Raw genomic sequence first — 15487 nt, forward strand, 5'->3', positions numbered from 1 at the left:
TGCTAAAACTCAAACTGATAGAGCAGATCAAGTGCCTGGTCTACGCCGGACACTGCTTCCAGATATAGCTTAGGCATCAGGCGATAGCGTAACGTGAGTGTTGCCAGTGAGTCAAAGATCCCCACACCATATTTTACCTGCAGACCCGGCAGTACATAGCCGCTGACCACCACCTGCGAGGAGTCACCCACGCCCTGGGTGTCCAGCGCCAGATTGCTTACGCCGAACGTCTCGCCGATTTTACCCACAACCTGCCCACTTTGTGCAACCCCCAGACCCACTAACATCGAGGTCATCGCCGCGCTGTCGCTCTGACCGCTGTCCAGACCTTGTCCACGCAGCAGATAAGAGAGGGCTTCCTGCTGCGACATCGCCGGGTCAGAGAAGATCTCCGCCTTCGGTTCGTCGGCGGAACCGGTAACGCGTACGCCAGCAATAACGTCGTTTTCCGTCGCTTCAGGGTTACGAATCGCTTCGATGTTCAACAGAGGCTGATCCGGTGGACCGGAGAAGAGCAGCTCGCCTTTACGGACGATCAGATCCTGACCATACGCATGGAAACGCCCTTCAGGAATATTAATTTGCCCGTTCAGGCCAAGCCCTTGTTTATCCTGCGCCACCTTCAGGTCGCCCGTGAGCCTCGCCTTCAGCCCAAACGCATTCAACCGCACGTTATTCCCCACGTGCACGATAAGATTACTATTAATCGGTATGCCCGCGCTCTTCTGTTCGACAGGTTTCAGATTTTCATTGAGCATAACTTCATCACTTGAGACGCCGACCGCGCTTTCCGGCACGTCGTGAACCACGATGCGCGCCCACGGCACGTCGACGCGTCCGTCAAGCGTGAAGAGGCTTGGCGTGGCTTCAAAGACCACATCAGGCGAGACGTCCAGGCGTACCATCGGCGGTACGGTGATGCGCACCTTGCTGCCTTTCGCGGCAATACGCGCGCGCCAGTTATCGAGCTGGCTCCAGTCCGCGTCGCCGCTCAGGTTGATTTGCCCTTGCTGCGTCAGTACCGAGCCGCTCAGCGTCGAGCTCATGCCGTTGAAGTTCATCGCGATCTGGCTGGGCTGCATGTCAAACGGCATAAAGTTGCCGTCAATATCCACGCCGCTAAGCCGCATCTGACCGAACAGCTGCGGACTTTGCGCGTTGCCGGCCAGGCGCAGGTTAGCGTTCAGCATGCCCTCGGCTTTTTCCCCGCGGGCGAAAATCGGGTTCACCATCGCCAGGTTGAAGTTACGGATGTTGACGTTACCGCCCAGATTACGCCGTCCCTGCGGATCGGTAATCTGGACCTGCCCATCCAACTGGCCGTTGTTGGTCAGGCGGATTGTCCACCCCAGCTGTGCGCGATTGTTATGCAGATCGGCACTCAGGTTCAGAGTATCGAACGCCACCGGAAGGGGCGCGTTGTTGACCTCCTGCGTCACCTTAACGTTACGCCCGGACAGCGTGACGCTGCCCTGCGGCAGCCCCTCTTTGGTGGTATCCCAGGCGACATCGGCTTTTCCGCTGAAGACGCCGCTCGCCTGTGTTGTATCCGGCATAAACGGCTTTAGCATCGCCAGATCGAAGCGGTTGAGGTTGATCTGCGCCCGCCCTTCCGCGCCCGCATCGATGGTCTGCGGCACGCACAGCTCCGCATTCGGATTGGTCCAGCAGTGTGGCCCAATGCTGATCTTCTGCTCGGCGTTGCGGTAGTCCAGGGCGATGGAGCGCGAGAGCGCAAGCGGCCCGACCGGCGTATTGAAACGGGTGTTATCCAGCGTACCTTTCCAGCGCTCCTCTTTGCGGTCAAAGCTGCCGGTGAGGTGAAGCTGGCCGGAGACCGGCTCGCCCTGCACGCGCAGCTGGAGATCGTGCTGCTTCTCGTTCCCTTTGGCATCCAGGGTGACCAGGCTAATGTTCACGTCCGGCTGAGAAATGCGCTCCACGCGCAGGTTGAGGTTACCGCCGATCTGATCGGTGGATTTCACATCCCCTTCCACACGTACTCGGGCAACGCTCAGCTCCTGCCAGCGCAGGTTATTGGCGGTAATGTCCGCCAGCAGCTGCGGCGCGTCTACCGTGCCGCGCACCTTCACGAGTCCTTTCGCCGTGCCGCCAAGCCCCGGCAGGGCGTTATCCAGATTCGGCGCGTCGATGGTGGCATCCAGATTGAGATCTTTCACCCCCAGCTCGCCTTTGATATCCGCCGTGTTGCGGCCCAGCGCCACGTGCAGCCCCGGGATAACCCACTGCAGATAGCTGTTGCCTTTCACCGAGCCTTCAACGTTAACCTTGTTCTGCTTCACGTTCCCGGTGAGCTTAATTTCCGGCACGTCCATCTGCCACGTACCGCCGTACAGGCTGCCGCGGGTTTTAATCAGGCCATCCAGCTTCGACGGCCAGTCCGGCACCTCTTTGGCGGTGTTAATGCCCGTCAGCTTCAGCTCTCCGCGCCAGCTGATCGCCTGCTGCCAGTCGAGCAGCGCGGTCAGCTCGGTTTTGCCTTCAAGCGCCGCGACGGTCAGCTTGTCGAGGTTGACCTGCTGTTCGTTGCCCTTCGCATCCAGCGTAATGTTCGCGGGCGGAACGCCCTGTCCCTTCACCGCGGTGCGGAACGAGAGCATGTAGTCGGTCATCTTGCCGCTCAGCTTCAGCTTCAGGTCATCGGCCTGGAACTGCTTTTCGCCGGTGAATGGCCAGGAAAGCTGCTTGCTGACCACCTCAAGATTGAGCGGCAGCCCGGCTTCCGCCAGCTGGGTTTGCGCGCGCAGGACCATGTCCACCGGGCCGGAGAGATTCACGCCAACATCGAGCTTATCGCGCAGCGCCCCGCCCACCTTGACCTTCACCTTTTCGCCTTTCAGCGGATCGATGTTGAGGGCACTGTTAAGCGTGATGTCCACCGGCCAGTTATCGCGCAGCAGGGCATTGCCTGACGCATTCACCGAGCCCTGGTTGGTGTCGATATCCAGCGCGTCGAGCTTCATGTTGCCGTCAATGCTGCTGACTTTCAGCAGCATATTGTAGACCGTCAGATCGGTATCGCCCGTCAGACGCAGCTGTTCGCCTTTGAACTCTTCAATATTGAGGTTCAGCGGCAGGTGAACGTCGGTCATTTCCGGCAGGACAGGCTTCGAGAAGAGATCTTTCAGCGTTTCGCCCAGCGGCTTCTCTTCCGGCTGCGGGTTCTGGATCTTCGGCTCGACGATCTCTTCCTGCGCCACGTCGGCCACTTTCGGCAGCGCGATCAGCAAGCCCTGCAACGACGTGGGCGTCAGGGTGAGGTTTTTCTCCTGCCAGCGCAGGCCGGAGGTGAAATCCATCACGGACACGGTGGTGTCGTCGATTTTGATATTGACGTTATCGAGCGCCACCCGATAGAGCGCGATCGGGTACGGCGTGGAGAGATTCAGCGGGCCGCTGTCCTCTTCCTCGACCGGCGCAGACTTCGGCATTTTTTTCGAATCTATCGCCACGTTGACGTCTTTAAGCGACAGATCGTTGACGCAGAGCTTGCTGTCACGCAGACAGCCCAGCTTCACCGCGAGATGGAACTCCCCAGCGTTCACCGCCACGCCCGGCTGCTCGTAGCGGATGTTCTTCAGACGCAGATCGCGCCAGCCGCCCGTCACCTGACCAATCTCCAGCCCCGGCACCCAGCGGTTCGCGGCGTTAAACAGCAGATGCAGCCCGGTCGTCGTTCCAACCAGAAACGCCACCGTACCGAGCAGCAGCACGATAAAAATCAGCACCCCGAGGCTTATTTTCTTCCATAAACTCATAATTCAGGCCCCAGACCGATGTAAAACTGTAATCCGTGTTCATCTTTGTCGCCGACAGGCACGGCGAAGTCGAGCTTGATGGGTCCGACTGGCGACTGCCAGCGTACGCCCACGCCCGCGCCGGTTTTAAAGTCGCTGCGGCGGATATCGTTCACCGCTTCACCGCCATCAACAAACATGGCGCCCCACCACTTTCCGCTGACGTTGTACTGATACTCCAGCGATCCCGTCGCCAGTTTTGACGCACCGGTCAGCTGGCCCTTTTCGTTCTCAGGTGAGATCGATTTGTACTTATACCCACGAATGCTGCGGTCGCCCCCGGCGAAGAAGCGCAGATCCGGCGGAACGCGCTCGAAGTCTCCGGTTTCAATCCAGCCGAGATTGCCGCGCATCACAAAGCGGTGTTTGTCATACAGCGTGCGGATCCAGACGTTTTGCGCCTGCAGGACGGAGAAGTCCACGTCGGAGCCCCAGGCGGAGTTGGAATAATCGATCGAGTAGCGCTGTGAGTCGCCCCAGGTCGGCATCAGGCCCCCACGCGAGCGGGTGCGGCTGATCATCACGCCCGGATAAAGCAGCATGGTGGTATTGGTGACGTTGGCCTGGGTAAAGTGGTCCAGGCTCCAGCGCAGGTTAATGGCGCGCTGCCAGCCGCTGGAGAGATCCCAGAAGCGGGAGACCGCAAGCGTCGTGGAGTCCTGCTTGGTGTCGTTTAAATCGGTGCGCTTAAAACCGCCCTGCAGAAGGTAATATTGCTCAAGCGGATTTTTCAGCAGCGGCATTTTGTAGCTGAAATCCAGCTGCTGCTCGGGCGCAGAGAGGCTCAGGCTGGTGGTCAGGCTGTGACCGTACGAGTTCATCCACGGTTTTTTCCACGAGGTTTTCACGCGTGGTCCGACATCCGTCGAGTAGCCAACACCGGTCTCAATGGTGTTCTCGGTGCGCGGCGAGACAACGCCATGCAGCGGCAACACCTTGGTTTTGCGAGACTTCTCAAATTCCGGTGCGACAACTACGGAGTTAAACCAGCCGGTAGCGGAGAGGCGTCGGTTCAGCTCTCCGAGATCGCTCGACTGGTAGTAATCCCCTTTTTTGAACGGCACGAGATTTTGCAGGTACTCTTCGCGAATTTGCGAACCTTCAAACGTCACGTCGCCAAAGCGGTAGCGCTCTCCACTGTCGTAGTCGATATCCCAGAAGGCCTGACGTCTCTCCAGCGCAATGCCCAGCTGGCTTTTATTGAACTGGCTGTCGAAGTAGCCCTTACGCAGGGAAACATTCGTCAGCTCTTTTTTGAAATGGTCGTAGTCACCGTGGTTAAGCACGGTACCGATTTTCGGCCGCGTGCTGAGCAGGTCCAGATAATCCCGGTCGGTACGCGCCCCGCCGCGCAGGATGACGTTCGTACCGCCAATCAGTACCGGCTCCCCCGGCGAAACGCGGGCAATAAGAACCTGGCGCCCCTTCTTTGGCGGCGGACGGAGGTCAAAATCAATGGTGGGTTCGTAATACCCCAGCGCTTTCAGCCCTTCACGGATCGCATCATCTACGCGCGCGCGAAAACGCCGGTCCGGCGTCACCTCATCACTCTGGATGGTCGACAACTGCGCACGCACGTTTTTTTGTAGCGCCCCGGATAACCCCTCAACCTGCAAACGGACATTCGCCGCGCTGGCAATCCCGCTTGTCAGCAACACACTGACTAAACATAACTGGCGGATTTTTGTCACGTTTTCTCCTGAATATCCCTGTTTCCACCCTGGAAGCAAATGAAGTGCCGCTCCGCGGCAAAATACGGCCTGTGGCCAAAAACCCGAATCGCGGGTTGAAAATGGGTGTAACACCCAAATATTTCTTATGATTAAATCTAGACTGATTCAGCGCATTTATTGTGTTCAATTAAACGCTTCGTGACAACCTTAACTGAAACATCGCACCCCGGGAGGCCCCATCGTGAGTTTATTCGACAAAAAGCATCTGGTTTCACAAGCTGATGCATTACCGGGACGCAACACCCCTATGCCTGTGGCGACCTTACACGCCGTCAATAACCACTCCATGACCAACGTGCCGGAGGGAATGGAAATCGCCCTGTTCGCCATGGGCTGTTTCTGGGGCGTTGAGCGCCTCTTCTGGCAGCTCCCCGGCGTTTACAGCACGGCGGCTGGCTACACGGGCGGTTACACGCCGAATCCTACCTATCGCGAAGTCTGCTCCGGCGAAACCGGGCATGCGGAAGCGGTGCGCGTGGTCTATGACCCTGCGGTAATCAGCTACGAGCAGCTGCTGCAGGTCTTCTGGGAGAACCACGACCCGGCGCAGGGCATGCGTCAGGGCAACGACCACGGCACACAGTATCGCTCGGCCATTTATCCGCTCACGCCGGAGCAGGATGCCGCCGCGCGCGCCAGCCTTGAGCGTTTCCAGCAGGCCATGCGTGAAGCGGGCGACACGCGCGAGGTGACGACGGAAATCACAACCGCGAAACCATTCTATTATGCGGAAGACGATCACCAGCAGTATCTGCATAAAAACCCGTACGGCTACTGCGGTATCGGGGGCATCGGCGTCTGCCTGCCGCCACAGCTGGCCTGATTTCCGATCCAGCGCCACGCGAGCAGCGTGGCGCACACGGCAGCGACAGCGTTGTCTCATAACATAGCCACCACGCGTGGCCGCCCCCTCCGGCTATCTTCGTCAAAATGTGACCTCTGGCAGATTTACATCTCTTTACGCTATACTACCCGCTGAAATAATCGGCTCAACGCTACGAGCTGACGTTCAATGTGTTTTCACACAAATGGTATCAACTTCCCTTCCGAGGATCTGGCGAGAAGCCGGATAAACTATGTTAAACAGTATTTTAGTAATACTTTGTCTGATTGCCGTCAGCGCATTTTTCTCGATATCTGAGATCTCGCTGGCCGCGTCCCGTAAAATCAAACTGAAGCTGCTTGCCGATGAAGGCAACATCAATGCCACCCGCATCCTGAAAATGCAGGAAAACCCCGGCATGTTCTTCACCGTGGTGCAGATTGGCCTCAACGCGGTGGCCATACTCGGCGGTATCGTAGGTGATGCGGCGTTTTCTCCGGCGTTTTACAGCCTGTTTGTTAAGTACATGTCCGTTGAACTGGCCGAACAGCTCAGCTTTATCCTCTCCTTCTCGCTGGTAACCGGCCTGTTCATCCTCTTTGCAGACCTGACCCCGAAACGCATCGGTATGATTGCGCCAGAAGCTGTGGCTTTGCGTATCATCAACCCGATGCGCTTCTGTCTGTACGTGTTTCGTCCACTGGTGTGGTTCTTCAACGGTCTGGCGAACGTGATTTTCCGCATCTTTAAGCTGCCTATGGTGCGTAAAGACGACATCACGTCTGACGACATCTATGCGGTCGTGGAAGCCGGCGCGCTGGCCGGGGTGCTGCGCAAGCAGGAACACGAGCTGATTGAGAACGTGTTCGAACTGGAATCCCGTACCGTACCGTCTTCCATGACGGGCCGTGAAAGCATTATCTGGTTCGATTTACATGAAGATGAGCAGAGCCTGAAGAACAAAGTGGCGCAGCATCCACACTCTAAGTTCCTTGTCTGTAATGAAGATATCGACCACATCATCGGTTACGTCGACTCCAAAGACCTGCTGAACCGCGTACTGGCAAACCAGAGCCTGGCGCTCAACAGCGGCGTGCAGATCCGCAACACCCTGATTGTGCCGGACACTCTGACGCTCTCAGAAGCGCTGGAAAGTTTCAAAACCGCCGGGGAAGACTTCGCGGTTATCATGAACGAATACGCCCTGGTGGTGGGTATTATCACCCTCAACGACGTCATGACCACGCTGATGGGCGACCTGGTTGGCCAGGGGCTGGAAGAGCAGATTGTTCAGCGTGACGATAATTCATGGCTGATTGATGGCGGCACGCCGATTGAAGACGTAATGCGCGTGCTGGATATCGACGAGTTCCCGCAGTCCGGCAACTACGAGACCATCGGCGGCTTTATGATGTTTATGCTGCGTAAAATCCCGAAACGTACCGACTCGGTGAAGTTCTCCGGCTACAAGTTTGAGGTGGTGGATATTGATAACTACCGCATCGACCAGCTGCTGGTGACGCGCATCGACAACAAACCGACCGTACTGGTTCCGAAGCTGCCGGATGCGGAAGAGAAGGTATCGGCGTAAGGTTCCAGCCTCCACAAACATCAACGGCTCCCATTGGGAGCCGTTTTTTTAACTACTGCATAGCACGTTGGTTAAGCCATCTCAGTTTGCAGACGCATAACCTGACGGTTGACTTCGGACATCACAGACAGGTGCTGTTTGTCCTTCACTTTTGGGACAAGGATCTTGCCCTTATCAAACTCAAAAGCGCCAACATCCTTGATATACAACCGTCCACGGAACAGGATCTTCACGTACTTCGCCACCTGAAGCGGGTTGTAGCGTTGGAAAATTTTCATTCTTGTATCTCCTGCGAATCATACGCTCTTGCGGTGCCACAATCGGCCCGACTGTCCTGAGCGCAAATTTTAATGCCCAATGACTATAGACCAGAACTACGGTGTTACCCAGTGTGCATAAGTTTATTTACCGTTTGATTACAATTATTCAGAATAATCTTTGCAAAGCGTGACCGGGCGCAGTATAAGCCGTCGTTTTTTCATGGATATGTGCGTTCACCCGCAAACTGGCATCGGGATTGCGGGAAAACCACATTGATCGCACTTATGATTAAAGCGTAAGACCAAGTGGTCGGATCACCTGCAAACAATAAGGAAACGCCATGACCCTACGTAATATCCTTGCAGCAGCCTGCCTGCTGCTGCCTCTGTGGGCTTGTGCTCACAACATTGAAAAAGGACAACGTGTACCGCCAGTCGGCATTGCTGACCGGGGAGAATTGATTCTCGACAATGATAAGTTTAGCTACAAACCCTGGAATAGCGCGCAGCTCGCGGGCAAAGTGAGAGTTGTACAACATATTGCCGGTCGTACATCCGCAAAAGAGAAAAATGCCAACCTGGTGGAAGCAATCAAGGCCGCGAAATTCCCGCACGACCGCTACCAGACGACCACTATTGTTAATACCGATGACGCCATTCCGGGCTCCGGGATGTTTGTGCGCTCAAGCCTTGAGAGCAATAAAAAGCTCTACCCGTGGTCGCAGTTTATCGTCGACAGCAACGGCGTAACCCGCAAGGCCTGGCAGCTGGAGGAAGAAAGCTCAGCGATTATTGTGCTGGATAAGGAAGGTCGCGTGCAGTGGGTGAAAGACGGGGCGCTGACCCAGGAAGAGGTGCAGCAGGTTGTCGACCTGCTGCATAAGCTGTTGGCTCAATAAATAGAGACGCGGAAGCCGGGGTTAAGGAAGGATTCGCGCGGGGTGTAGTCCAGCGGTTTGCCCTGCCAGTCATGAACATGCGCCCCGGCGGCCGCAGCAACGGCATGCCCGGCGGCGGTATCCCAGATATTGGTGGGCCCAAAGCGAGGGTACAGCTGCGCATGGCCTTCCGCCACCAGGCAGAATTTCAGCGACGAGCCGATCGAGGTGGTCTGGTGTTCACCCAGCTGCTGCAGGTACTCCTGCAGTTCGCTGTCGCTGTGCGAGCGGCTAATCACCACCAGCGGCGGACGCGCATCGCGCACCTGGATCTGCTTGCGCACGCCGCACTCTTCCTTCCACGCCTTCCCTTCTGCGGCGCTGTACATCACCTTCATTACCGGCGCGTAAACCACACCCAGCACCGCTTTCCCTTTCTCAATCAGGGCGATATTGACGGTGAATTCACCGTTGCGCTTGATGAACTCTTTTGTCCCGTCCAGCGGATCGACCAGCCAGTAGCGCTGCCAGTGCTGGCGCTCGTCCCAGCTTTGCGGCGCTTCTTCTGACAGGACGGGGATGTCCGGCGTTAAGGCCTGTAACCCTCTCAGGATCACCTTATGCGCGGCAATATCCGCCGCCGTGACCGGAGAATCGTCGGCTTTGCTGACAACCTCCATAGGTTTAATACCGTCATAAACCTGCATGATGGCATCTCCCGCATCCCGTGCGAGCTGACAAATTTTTTCTAGCATTTTCCACCTCTTTGTTAACGCTGTGAGGTTAACTCTTTGTTTTAGTTATATCGTAATGTGAACAATTCCGCTATCTGTGAAGCAATTCCGGTTTCAGGTTACTTTTTTCTGTCAGGATTCACATTTCTGTAAGCAACAAGTTATAGATACATACTCTTTTGTGGTCTGCATCGAAAAAAGGACTCCTCTGATGATTAAGTTTAGTGCAACGCTTCTGGCGACGCTGATTGCAGCAAGCGTACAGGCGGCGACGGTAGATCTGCGTATTCTGGAAACGACCGATCTGCACAGCAACATGATGGACTTCGATTACTACAAAGATACCCCGACGGAAAAATTCGGACTGGTACGCACGGCAAGTTTGATCGATGCGGCGCGTGGCGAAGTGAAAAACAGCGTGCTGGTCGACAATGGCGATCTCATTCAGGGCAGTCCGCTCGGGGATTACATGGCGACCAGGGGACTGAAAAAAGGCGAGGTTCATCCGGTGTATAAGGCGATGAACACCCTGGACTATACCGTCGGCAACCTCGGCAACCACGAATTCAACTACGGTCTGAAATACCTGCATGACGCGCTGGCCGGTGCGAAATTCCCGTACGTTAATGCCAATATCATCGACGTTAAGACCCAAAAGCCGCTCTTTACCCCTTATCTGATTAAAGAGACAAACGTCGTCGACAAGGACGGCAAAAAACAGACGCTGAAAATCGGCTATATCGGTTTTGTCCCGCCGCAGATCATGACGTGGGATAAGGCTAACCTCGACGGCAAAGTGACCGTGAACGACATCACCGAAACCGCGCGTAAATACGTGCCGGAAATGCGCAAAAAAGGCGCCGATCTGGTGGTCGTTGTCGCCCACTCGGGTCTCTCCGCCGATCCGTATCAGGCCATGGCAGAAAACTCCGTTTACTATCTGAGTGAAATCCCTGGCGTCGACGCGATCCTGTTCGGCCATGCCCACGCGGTCTTCCCGGGTAAAGATTTCGTCAGCATCAAAGGGGCTGACATTGAGAAAGGGACGCTCAACGGCGTGCCGTCGGTGATGCCGGGTATGTGGGGCGACCATCTTGGCGTAGTGGATCTGGTGCTGAATAACGACGGTGGCAGCTGGAAGGTAACGCAGTCAAAAGCCGAAGCGCGCCCGATCTACGACGCTGCAGCGAAAAAATCTCTGGCGGCTGAAGATAAAAAACTGGTCAACGTGCTGAAGCACGATCACGACGCCACGCGCGAATTCGTCAGCAAGCCGATCGGCAAATCCGCCGATAACATGTACAGCTTCCTCGCGCTGGTGCAGGACGACCCGACCGTTCAGGTTGTCAACATGGCGCAGAAAGCCTATGCCGAACACTTTGTGCAGGGCGATCCGGATCTGGCAAAACTGCCGGTCCTGTCAGCCGCTGCGCCATTCAAAGTGGGCGGGCGTAAGAATGACCCGGCCAGCTATGTTGAAGTCGAAAAGGGCCAGCTGACCTTCCGTAACGCCGCCGACCTCTACCTCTACCCGAACACGCTGGTGGTGGTTAAAGCCACCGGGAAAGAGGTAAAAGAGTGGCTGGAGTGTTCTGCCGGACAGTTTAACCAGATTGACCCGCACAGCAGTAAGCCGCAGTCGCTGATTAACTGGGACGGCTTCCGTACCTATAACTTCGATGTGATTGACGGCGTGAACTACCAGATTGACGTCACCCAGCCGGCGAAATATGACGGCGAGTGCCAGGCGGTTAACCCGCAGGCGGAGCGCATCAAAAACCTGACCTTCAACGGCAAGGCGATCGACCCGAATGCCACCTTCCTGGTGGCGACCAATAACTACCGTGCCTACGGCGGTAAGTTTGCCGGTACGGGAGATAGCCATATCGCTTTTGCCTCGCCGGACGAGAACCGCTCGGTGCTTGCGGCGTGGATCAGCGCGGAGTCGAAGAAGGCGGGCGAAATTCATCCTGCGGTGGATAACAACTGGCGTCTGGCACCGATCCACAGCGATACGAAACTGGATATTCGCTTTGAAACGTCGCCGTCCGACAAGGCAGCGACGTTTATCAAGGAGAAGGCGCAGTATCCAATGAAACAGGTCGCGACGGATGATATTGGGTTCGCGATTTATCAGATGGATTTAAGCAAGTAGCGGCGATTGTGCCGGGTGGCGCTTCGCTTACCCGGCCTACGGGATGAAAGAGTACGGATAGGCCGGGTAAGGCGAAGCCGCCACCCGGCTTTTACGCTGCGCGATCGTCCCGATTCGCCATCACCTTCGGCGTATTCACCTCAATCCAGTCCGCCAGCGCGGCGACTTTCTCGCTGACCTCGATACCCATCGGCGTCAGGCTATACTCTACGTGCGGCGGCACGACCGGATACGATACGCGATCGACAAACCCGTCCTGCTCCAGCGCCTGAAGCGACTGGGAGAGCATCTTTTCGCTCACCCCGCCCATTTTGCGGCGCAGATCGCTAAAGCGATGCGTTCCCTGGCGCAGCGCCAGCAGAATCAGTACCCCCCAGCGGCTGGTTACATGTTTGAGCACCTCTCGTGAAGGGCACTGCTCCGCGAAAAGATTGCCATCGCGCATTTGTTCGCTGAGCGTCGGTATCGTTGTTTTCATACTTACCTTTTTGTACGTACTTACTAAAAGTTAGCTATGGTGCTAGTGTGCCACAACATCAGACAAACACGAAGGAGATTCATCATGATCGCGATTACCGGCGCTACCGGCCAGCTTGGCCATCTCGTTATCGAACAGCTGCTGAAAACCGTACCGGCCAAGCAGATTGTGGCCATCGTACGTAACCCGGCGAAAGCGCAAGCCTTAAGCCAGCAGGGGATTGTGGTTCGTCAGGCTGACTACACGGATGAAGCCGCCTTCGCCGCCGCGCTGAGCGGCGTGGATAAGCTTCTGCTGATCTCTTCCAGCGAAGTCGGCCAGCGCGCGACCCAGCACCAGAACGTGATTAACGCCGCCAAAACGGCTGGGGTGAAATTTATCGCCTACACCAGCCTGCTGCATGCGGATACATCACCGCTCGGCCTGCACGTTGAACACGTTGCCACTGAAAAAGCGCTGGCGGCGTCCGGGATTCCTTATGCCCTGCTGCGCAACGGCTGGTATACCGAAAACTACCTGGCGAGCGCGCCGCCTGCGCTGGAACACGGCGTGTTTATTGGTGCGGCAGGCGAAGGCAAAATTGCCTCTGCCACCCGCGCAGACTATGCCGCGGCGGCAGCCAAAGTGATTGCTGAAGAGGGCCATGCGGGCAAGGTGTATGAACTGGCGGGCGACCACGGCTGGACGCTGAGCGAACTGGCAGCTGAACTCAGCAAACAGAGCGGGAAGCCGGTCAGCTACCAGAATCTCAGTGAAGCGGATTTTGCCGCCGCGCTGAAGAGCGTCGGCCTGCCTGCCGGTCTGGCCGATATGCTGGCGGATTCCGATGTCGGGGCCTCCAAAGGCGGACTCTTTGACGACAGCCATACGCTGAGCAAACTGATCGGGCGCGCAACGACACCGCTGGCGCAGAGCATTAAAGCCATCCTGTAACGGTCTGACCGTTTTCTCCCGCGGCCGGGTGATTCCCCTTACCCGGCCCGCTCAAATATATTAATAATAAAATCAGATATAACAATTAAAAATCCGGGTATTCTTTTTCCGTCGCGTACGTTATCGGTTTTTCAAATCCGGGAATGGTGATGCCATCCCTGGCAATCTCAATATCTTCCTCATTTATCCCCTGCTGGCCAAACAGATAAATGACGTTGAGTTCACCCTGCGAAGCCGACTCGTCGTACGCGTTCGCCTGATGTTGCACCTCGCGGTTACGCTGCTGATAATCCGCAAATACCGCGTCCCCGTAGCGTTTGCGCAACCATTGATGGGTAAGCTTTGGCGAGTAAACCACCCCCGTGGCATTATTACCGCCAAAGCCTTTTGAATTAATAAAGGCAATTTGCCCCTGGCCTTGCTCTAATTTGTAGTCCTGAAGAGGAATGGATAAGCGTGCGTTATTCACCTGCGGCGCGATCTGGGTTACGCTTTTAATTCCCGGTAAAATGCCATAGCGGAAGACGCCGAGGCAGCTGATGAGCTGGTCGCCGCTGGCGGGCCCAAGGGAGTGACCGAGATACGATTTCACCGCCGTCACCGGCCAGTCGCGGATCGCAAAGGCTTGCGCAACGCGGTCAAAAATATCGGCCTCGGAGACGCAATTCTTCGGCGTGCTTGAACCGTGCGCCTGAATAAACGATCCCTTTTGCACCGCTTCCATTCCGACCATCGACACTGCCGAAGCCACGGCTTTCGCCATGGTGATGTAGTTCCCCGGCCCTGGTGACGCAATAGAACGCTTAAAGCCGTCAGCGTTGATAAAGACATTCCCCACCGAACCATGGATCTCTGCCCCAAGCTGCAGCGCCAGCTCGTCGTCCATTAACACGACATACTGGCTGGATTCTGCGATCACAAAACCACAGCTGTCGCCAAAAGGACGGCTGCTGCTGCGCCAGTCGGGCGTTTCCGTTTCATCAATATGCTTAAGCTTGCTCTCCGTTGCCAGGGCGCCCATGGCGTCGAATCCTTCAATCACTTCGGAGGTGACCGGCGCTTCGGCGCTGCCCACAACGGCCACGCAAATGCGTCCCGCTTTTATATCTTCGACTGCCGCATTGAGGTTATACAGAAACGTGGCGCACGCCCCCAGCGTGGCGCTGGTATGGCCAACGCTACCCAGCACATACGCATTGAGGAAATCAGCGCACATGCTGTTCAGGCCCAGCGGACACTGTTTGGCGCTGACGCGCTGGCCTTTCAGGCGCGACTGGAGCATACCGCCAAAGCCATAATCGTCGAGCTGTCCCATGATATTGCCCGAATAGACCCCGAGCTGATCCGGCGCGATCGCTGCCTGTATCTCGCGCCACGGGATCCCCAGAGCGTTGATGGCGTCCGATGCCCCGACAATCGCCATTTGTAACGCCCGCGGATGGAACTGCGAATTGTAATGGTCACCCGGCCGGAATCCCTGCGGCAGCAAACCTGCAGCCTGAACCTCCGTGCGCAACAACGCCTCAATTTTACAGTCCATCTCTCCCTGAACGGTAATACGCACGCGCCGATCCGCTAATTCCTCAACCTGCCATCCCGCCGGTAAGGGATGCGGTAATTGTCTGGCTGAGATATTAAAGCTGAATCCTTCTTCGCCAGAAACCATATTCAATTTTGCATGGCTGGTGATAGCATCGACATCAAAATAGTCGCGCGTAATTATTCTGATAAGGGTTCCTTCCAGCGTCTCGTCTTTTATCTGCGCGGCAGCCTGAGCGGGCGTAAATCTTTTACCTGAAATGTCACAATACCCACCTTCATCATATTTAAGCACGTCCATCAGAATAGCTAACGATAATAACGTCTCCTGCCTTTCCTCTTCCGATAATGAATCAATAATCATTCGGCGAAATGCATGATGAAAAGAACTACGACCAGCTGGACTATAGCCGCCAAAAGCCGTTATTACGGGTAATTTCACCATAATTCATCCTGTAGTGGTCGTGGATTTATTTTGTGCAAGTGCGATAATTTCAGATATTAGTTTACAAATTACCGACAAAAGCTAATATGAAAATCCAGCC

Annotated in this window: 11 protein-coding genes; 5 read left to right on the plus strand and 6 right to left on the minus strand. The window is 56.0% G+C overall.

The window, feature by feature from the left end; translation table 11 throughout:
- Positions 1–2 precede the first annotated feature (2 nt).
- Positions 3–3779 (minus strand): autotransporter assembly complex protein TamB, encoded by a 3777-nt coding sequence (gene tamB / locus LRM19_RS12360; RefSeq protein ID WP_127729378.1) that lies wholly within the window; start codon positions 3777–3779, stop codon positions 3–5.
- A complete protein-coding gene (tamA, locus tag LRM19_RS12365) occupies positions 3776–5509 on the minus strand; it encodes an autotransporter assembly complex protein TamA (RefSeq protein ID WP_111965371.1) in 1734 nt (577 codons plus the stop codon). Before tamA ends, tamB begins: the two co-directional genes overlap by 4 nt.
- Before the next feature lie 223 nt (positions 5510–5732).
- On the opposite strand from tamA, the gene msrA reads away from it, so the two are divergent.
- On the plus strand, positions 5733–6374 hold the full coding sequence (gene msrA / locus LRM19_RS12370; RefSeq protein WP_023310171.1) for a peptide-methionine (S)-S-oxide reductase MsrA: 642 nt from the start codon (positions 5733–5735) through the stop codon (positions 6372–6374).
- A gap of 253 nt (positions 6375–6627) precedes the next feature.
- Complete coding sequence (locus LRM19_RS12375; protein ID WP_023310162.1) at positions 6628–7965, plus strand: hemolysin family protein; 1338 nt, start codon at positions 6628–6630, stop codon at positions 7963–7965.
- A 71-nt stretch (positions 7966–8036) separates the two neighbouring features.
- On the opposite strand, the gene LRM19_RS12380 is transcribed toward LRM19_RS12375, so the two are convergent.
- Positions 8037–8243 carry a DUF1107 domain-containing protein gene (locus tag LRM19_RS12380; RefSeq protein ID WP_008501430.1) on the minus strand — a complete coding sequence of 69 codons (207 nt, stop codon included), beginning with the start codon at positions 8241–8243 and terminating at the stop codon, positions 8037–8039.
- Between the two features lie 323 nt (positions 8244–8566).
- On the opposite strand from LRM19_RS12380, the gene LRM19_RS12385 reads away from it, so the two are divergent.
- Positions 8567–9124: a YtfJ family protein gene (locus LRM19_RS12385; protein WP_271369006.1), complete on the plus strand. Its 558-nt coding sequence runs from the start codon at positions 8567–8569 to the stop codon at positions 9122–9124.
- On the opposite strand, the gene cysQ is transcribed toward LRM19_RS12385, so the two are convergent.
- On the minus strand, positions 9118–9858 hold the full coding sequence (cysQ, locus tag LRM19_RS12390; RefSeq protein WP_271369007.1) for a 3'(2'),5'-bisphosphate nucleotidase CysQ: 741 nt from the start codon (positions 9856–9858) through the stop codon (positions 9118–9120). The two genes, LRM19_RS12385 and cysQ, sit on opposite strands and share 7 nt — an antisense overlap.
- A 190-nt stretch (positions 9859–10048) precedes the next feature.
- Between cysQ and LRM19_RS12395 the strand changes: the two genes are divergently transcribed.
- Entirely contained in the window at positions 10049–11992 is a 1944-nt protein-coding gene (locus LRM19_RS12395; RefSeq protein ID WP_271369008.1) for a bifunctional 2',3'-cyclic-nucleotide 2'-phosphodiesterase/3'-nucleotidase, read from the plus strand.
- A 91-nt stretch (positions 11993–12083) separates the two neighbouring features.
- Here the strand turns inward: LRM19_RS12395 and LRM19_RS12400 are convergent, their stop codons facing one another.
- Entirely contained in the window at positions 12084–12470 is a 387-nt protein-coding gene (locus LRM19_RS12400) for a winged helix-turn-helix transcriptional regulator (RefSeq protein WP_023331869.1), read from the minus strand.
- Positions 12471–12554: 84 nt separating this feature from the next.
- Between LRM19_RS12400 and LRM19_RS12405 the strand changes: the two genes are divergently transcribed.
- Entirely contained in the window at positions 12555–13403 is an 849-nt protein-coding gene (locus LRM19_RS12405) for an SDR family oxidoreductase (protein ID WP_136195709.1), read from the plus strand.
- Positions 13404–13488: 85 nt separating this feature from the next.
- Here the strand turns inward: LRM19_RS12405 and LRM19_RS12410 are convergent, their stop codons facing one another.
- Positions 13489–15306: a beta-ketoacyl synthase gene (locus tag LRM19_RS12410; protein ID WP_271369009.1), complete on the minus strand. Its 1818-nt coding sequence runs from the start codon at positions 15304–15306 to the stop codon at positions 13489–13491.
- Positions 15307–15487: the final 181 nt, after the last annotated feature.

The sequence above is a fragment of the Enterobacter sp. PI-10 genome, from assembly GCF_027947695.1.
Taxonomy (GTDB): Bacteria; Pseudomonadota; Gammaproteobacteria; order Enterobacterales; family Enterobacteriaceae; genus Enterobacter; species Enterobacter vonholyi.

Coding starts and splice junctions, on each gene's coding strand:
- LRM19_RS12385 (WP_271369006.1), top strand. CDS start 8,567: ATGACCCTACGTAATATCCTTGCAGCAGCCTGCCTGCTGCTGCCTCTG.
- tamB (WP_127729378.1), bottom strand. CDS start 3,779: ATGAGTTTATGGAAGAAAATAAGCCTCGGGGTGCTGATTTTTATCGTG.
- LRM19_RS12380 (WP_008501430.1), bottom strand. CDS start 8,243: ATGAAAATTTTCCAACGCTACAACCCGCTTCAGGTGGCGAAGTACGTG.
- LRM19_RS12375 (WP_023310162.1), top strand. CDS start 6,628: ATGTTAAACAGTATTTTAGTAATACTTTGTCTGATTGCCGTCAGCGCA.
- cysQ (WP_271369007.1), bottom strand. CDS start 9,858: ATGCTAGAAAAAATTTGTCAGCTCGCACGGGATGCGGGAGATGCCATC.
- LRM19_RS12405 (WP_136195709.1), top strand. CDS start 12,555: ATGATCGCGATTACCGGCGCTACCGGCCAGCTTGGCCATCTCGTTATC.
- LRM19_RS12395 (WP_271369008.1), top strand. CDS start 10,049: ATGATTAAGTTTAGTGCAACGCTTCTGGCGACGCTGATTGCAGCAAGC.
- LRM19_RS12400 (WP_023331869.1), bottom strand. CDS start 12,470: ATGAAAACAACGATACCGACGCTCAGCGAACAAATGCGCGATGGCAAT.
- LRM19_RS12410 (WP_271369009.1), bottom strand. CDS start 15,306: ATGATTATTGATTCATTATCGGAAGAGGAAAGGCAGGAGACGTTATTA.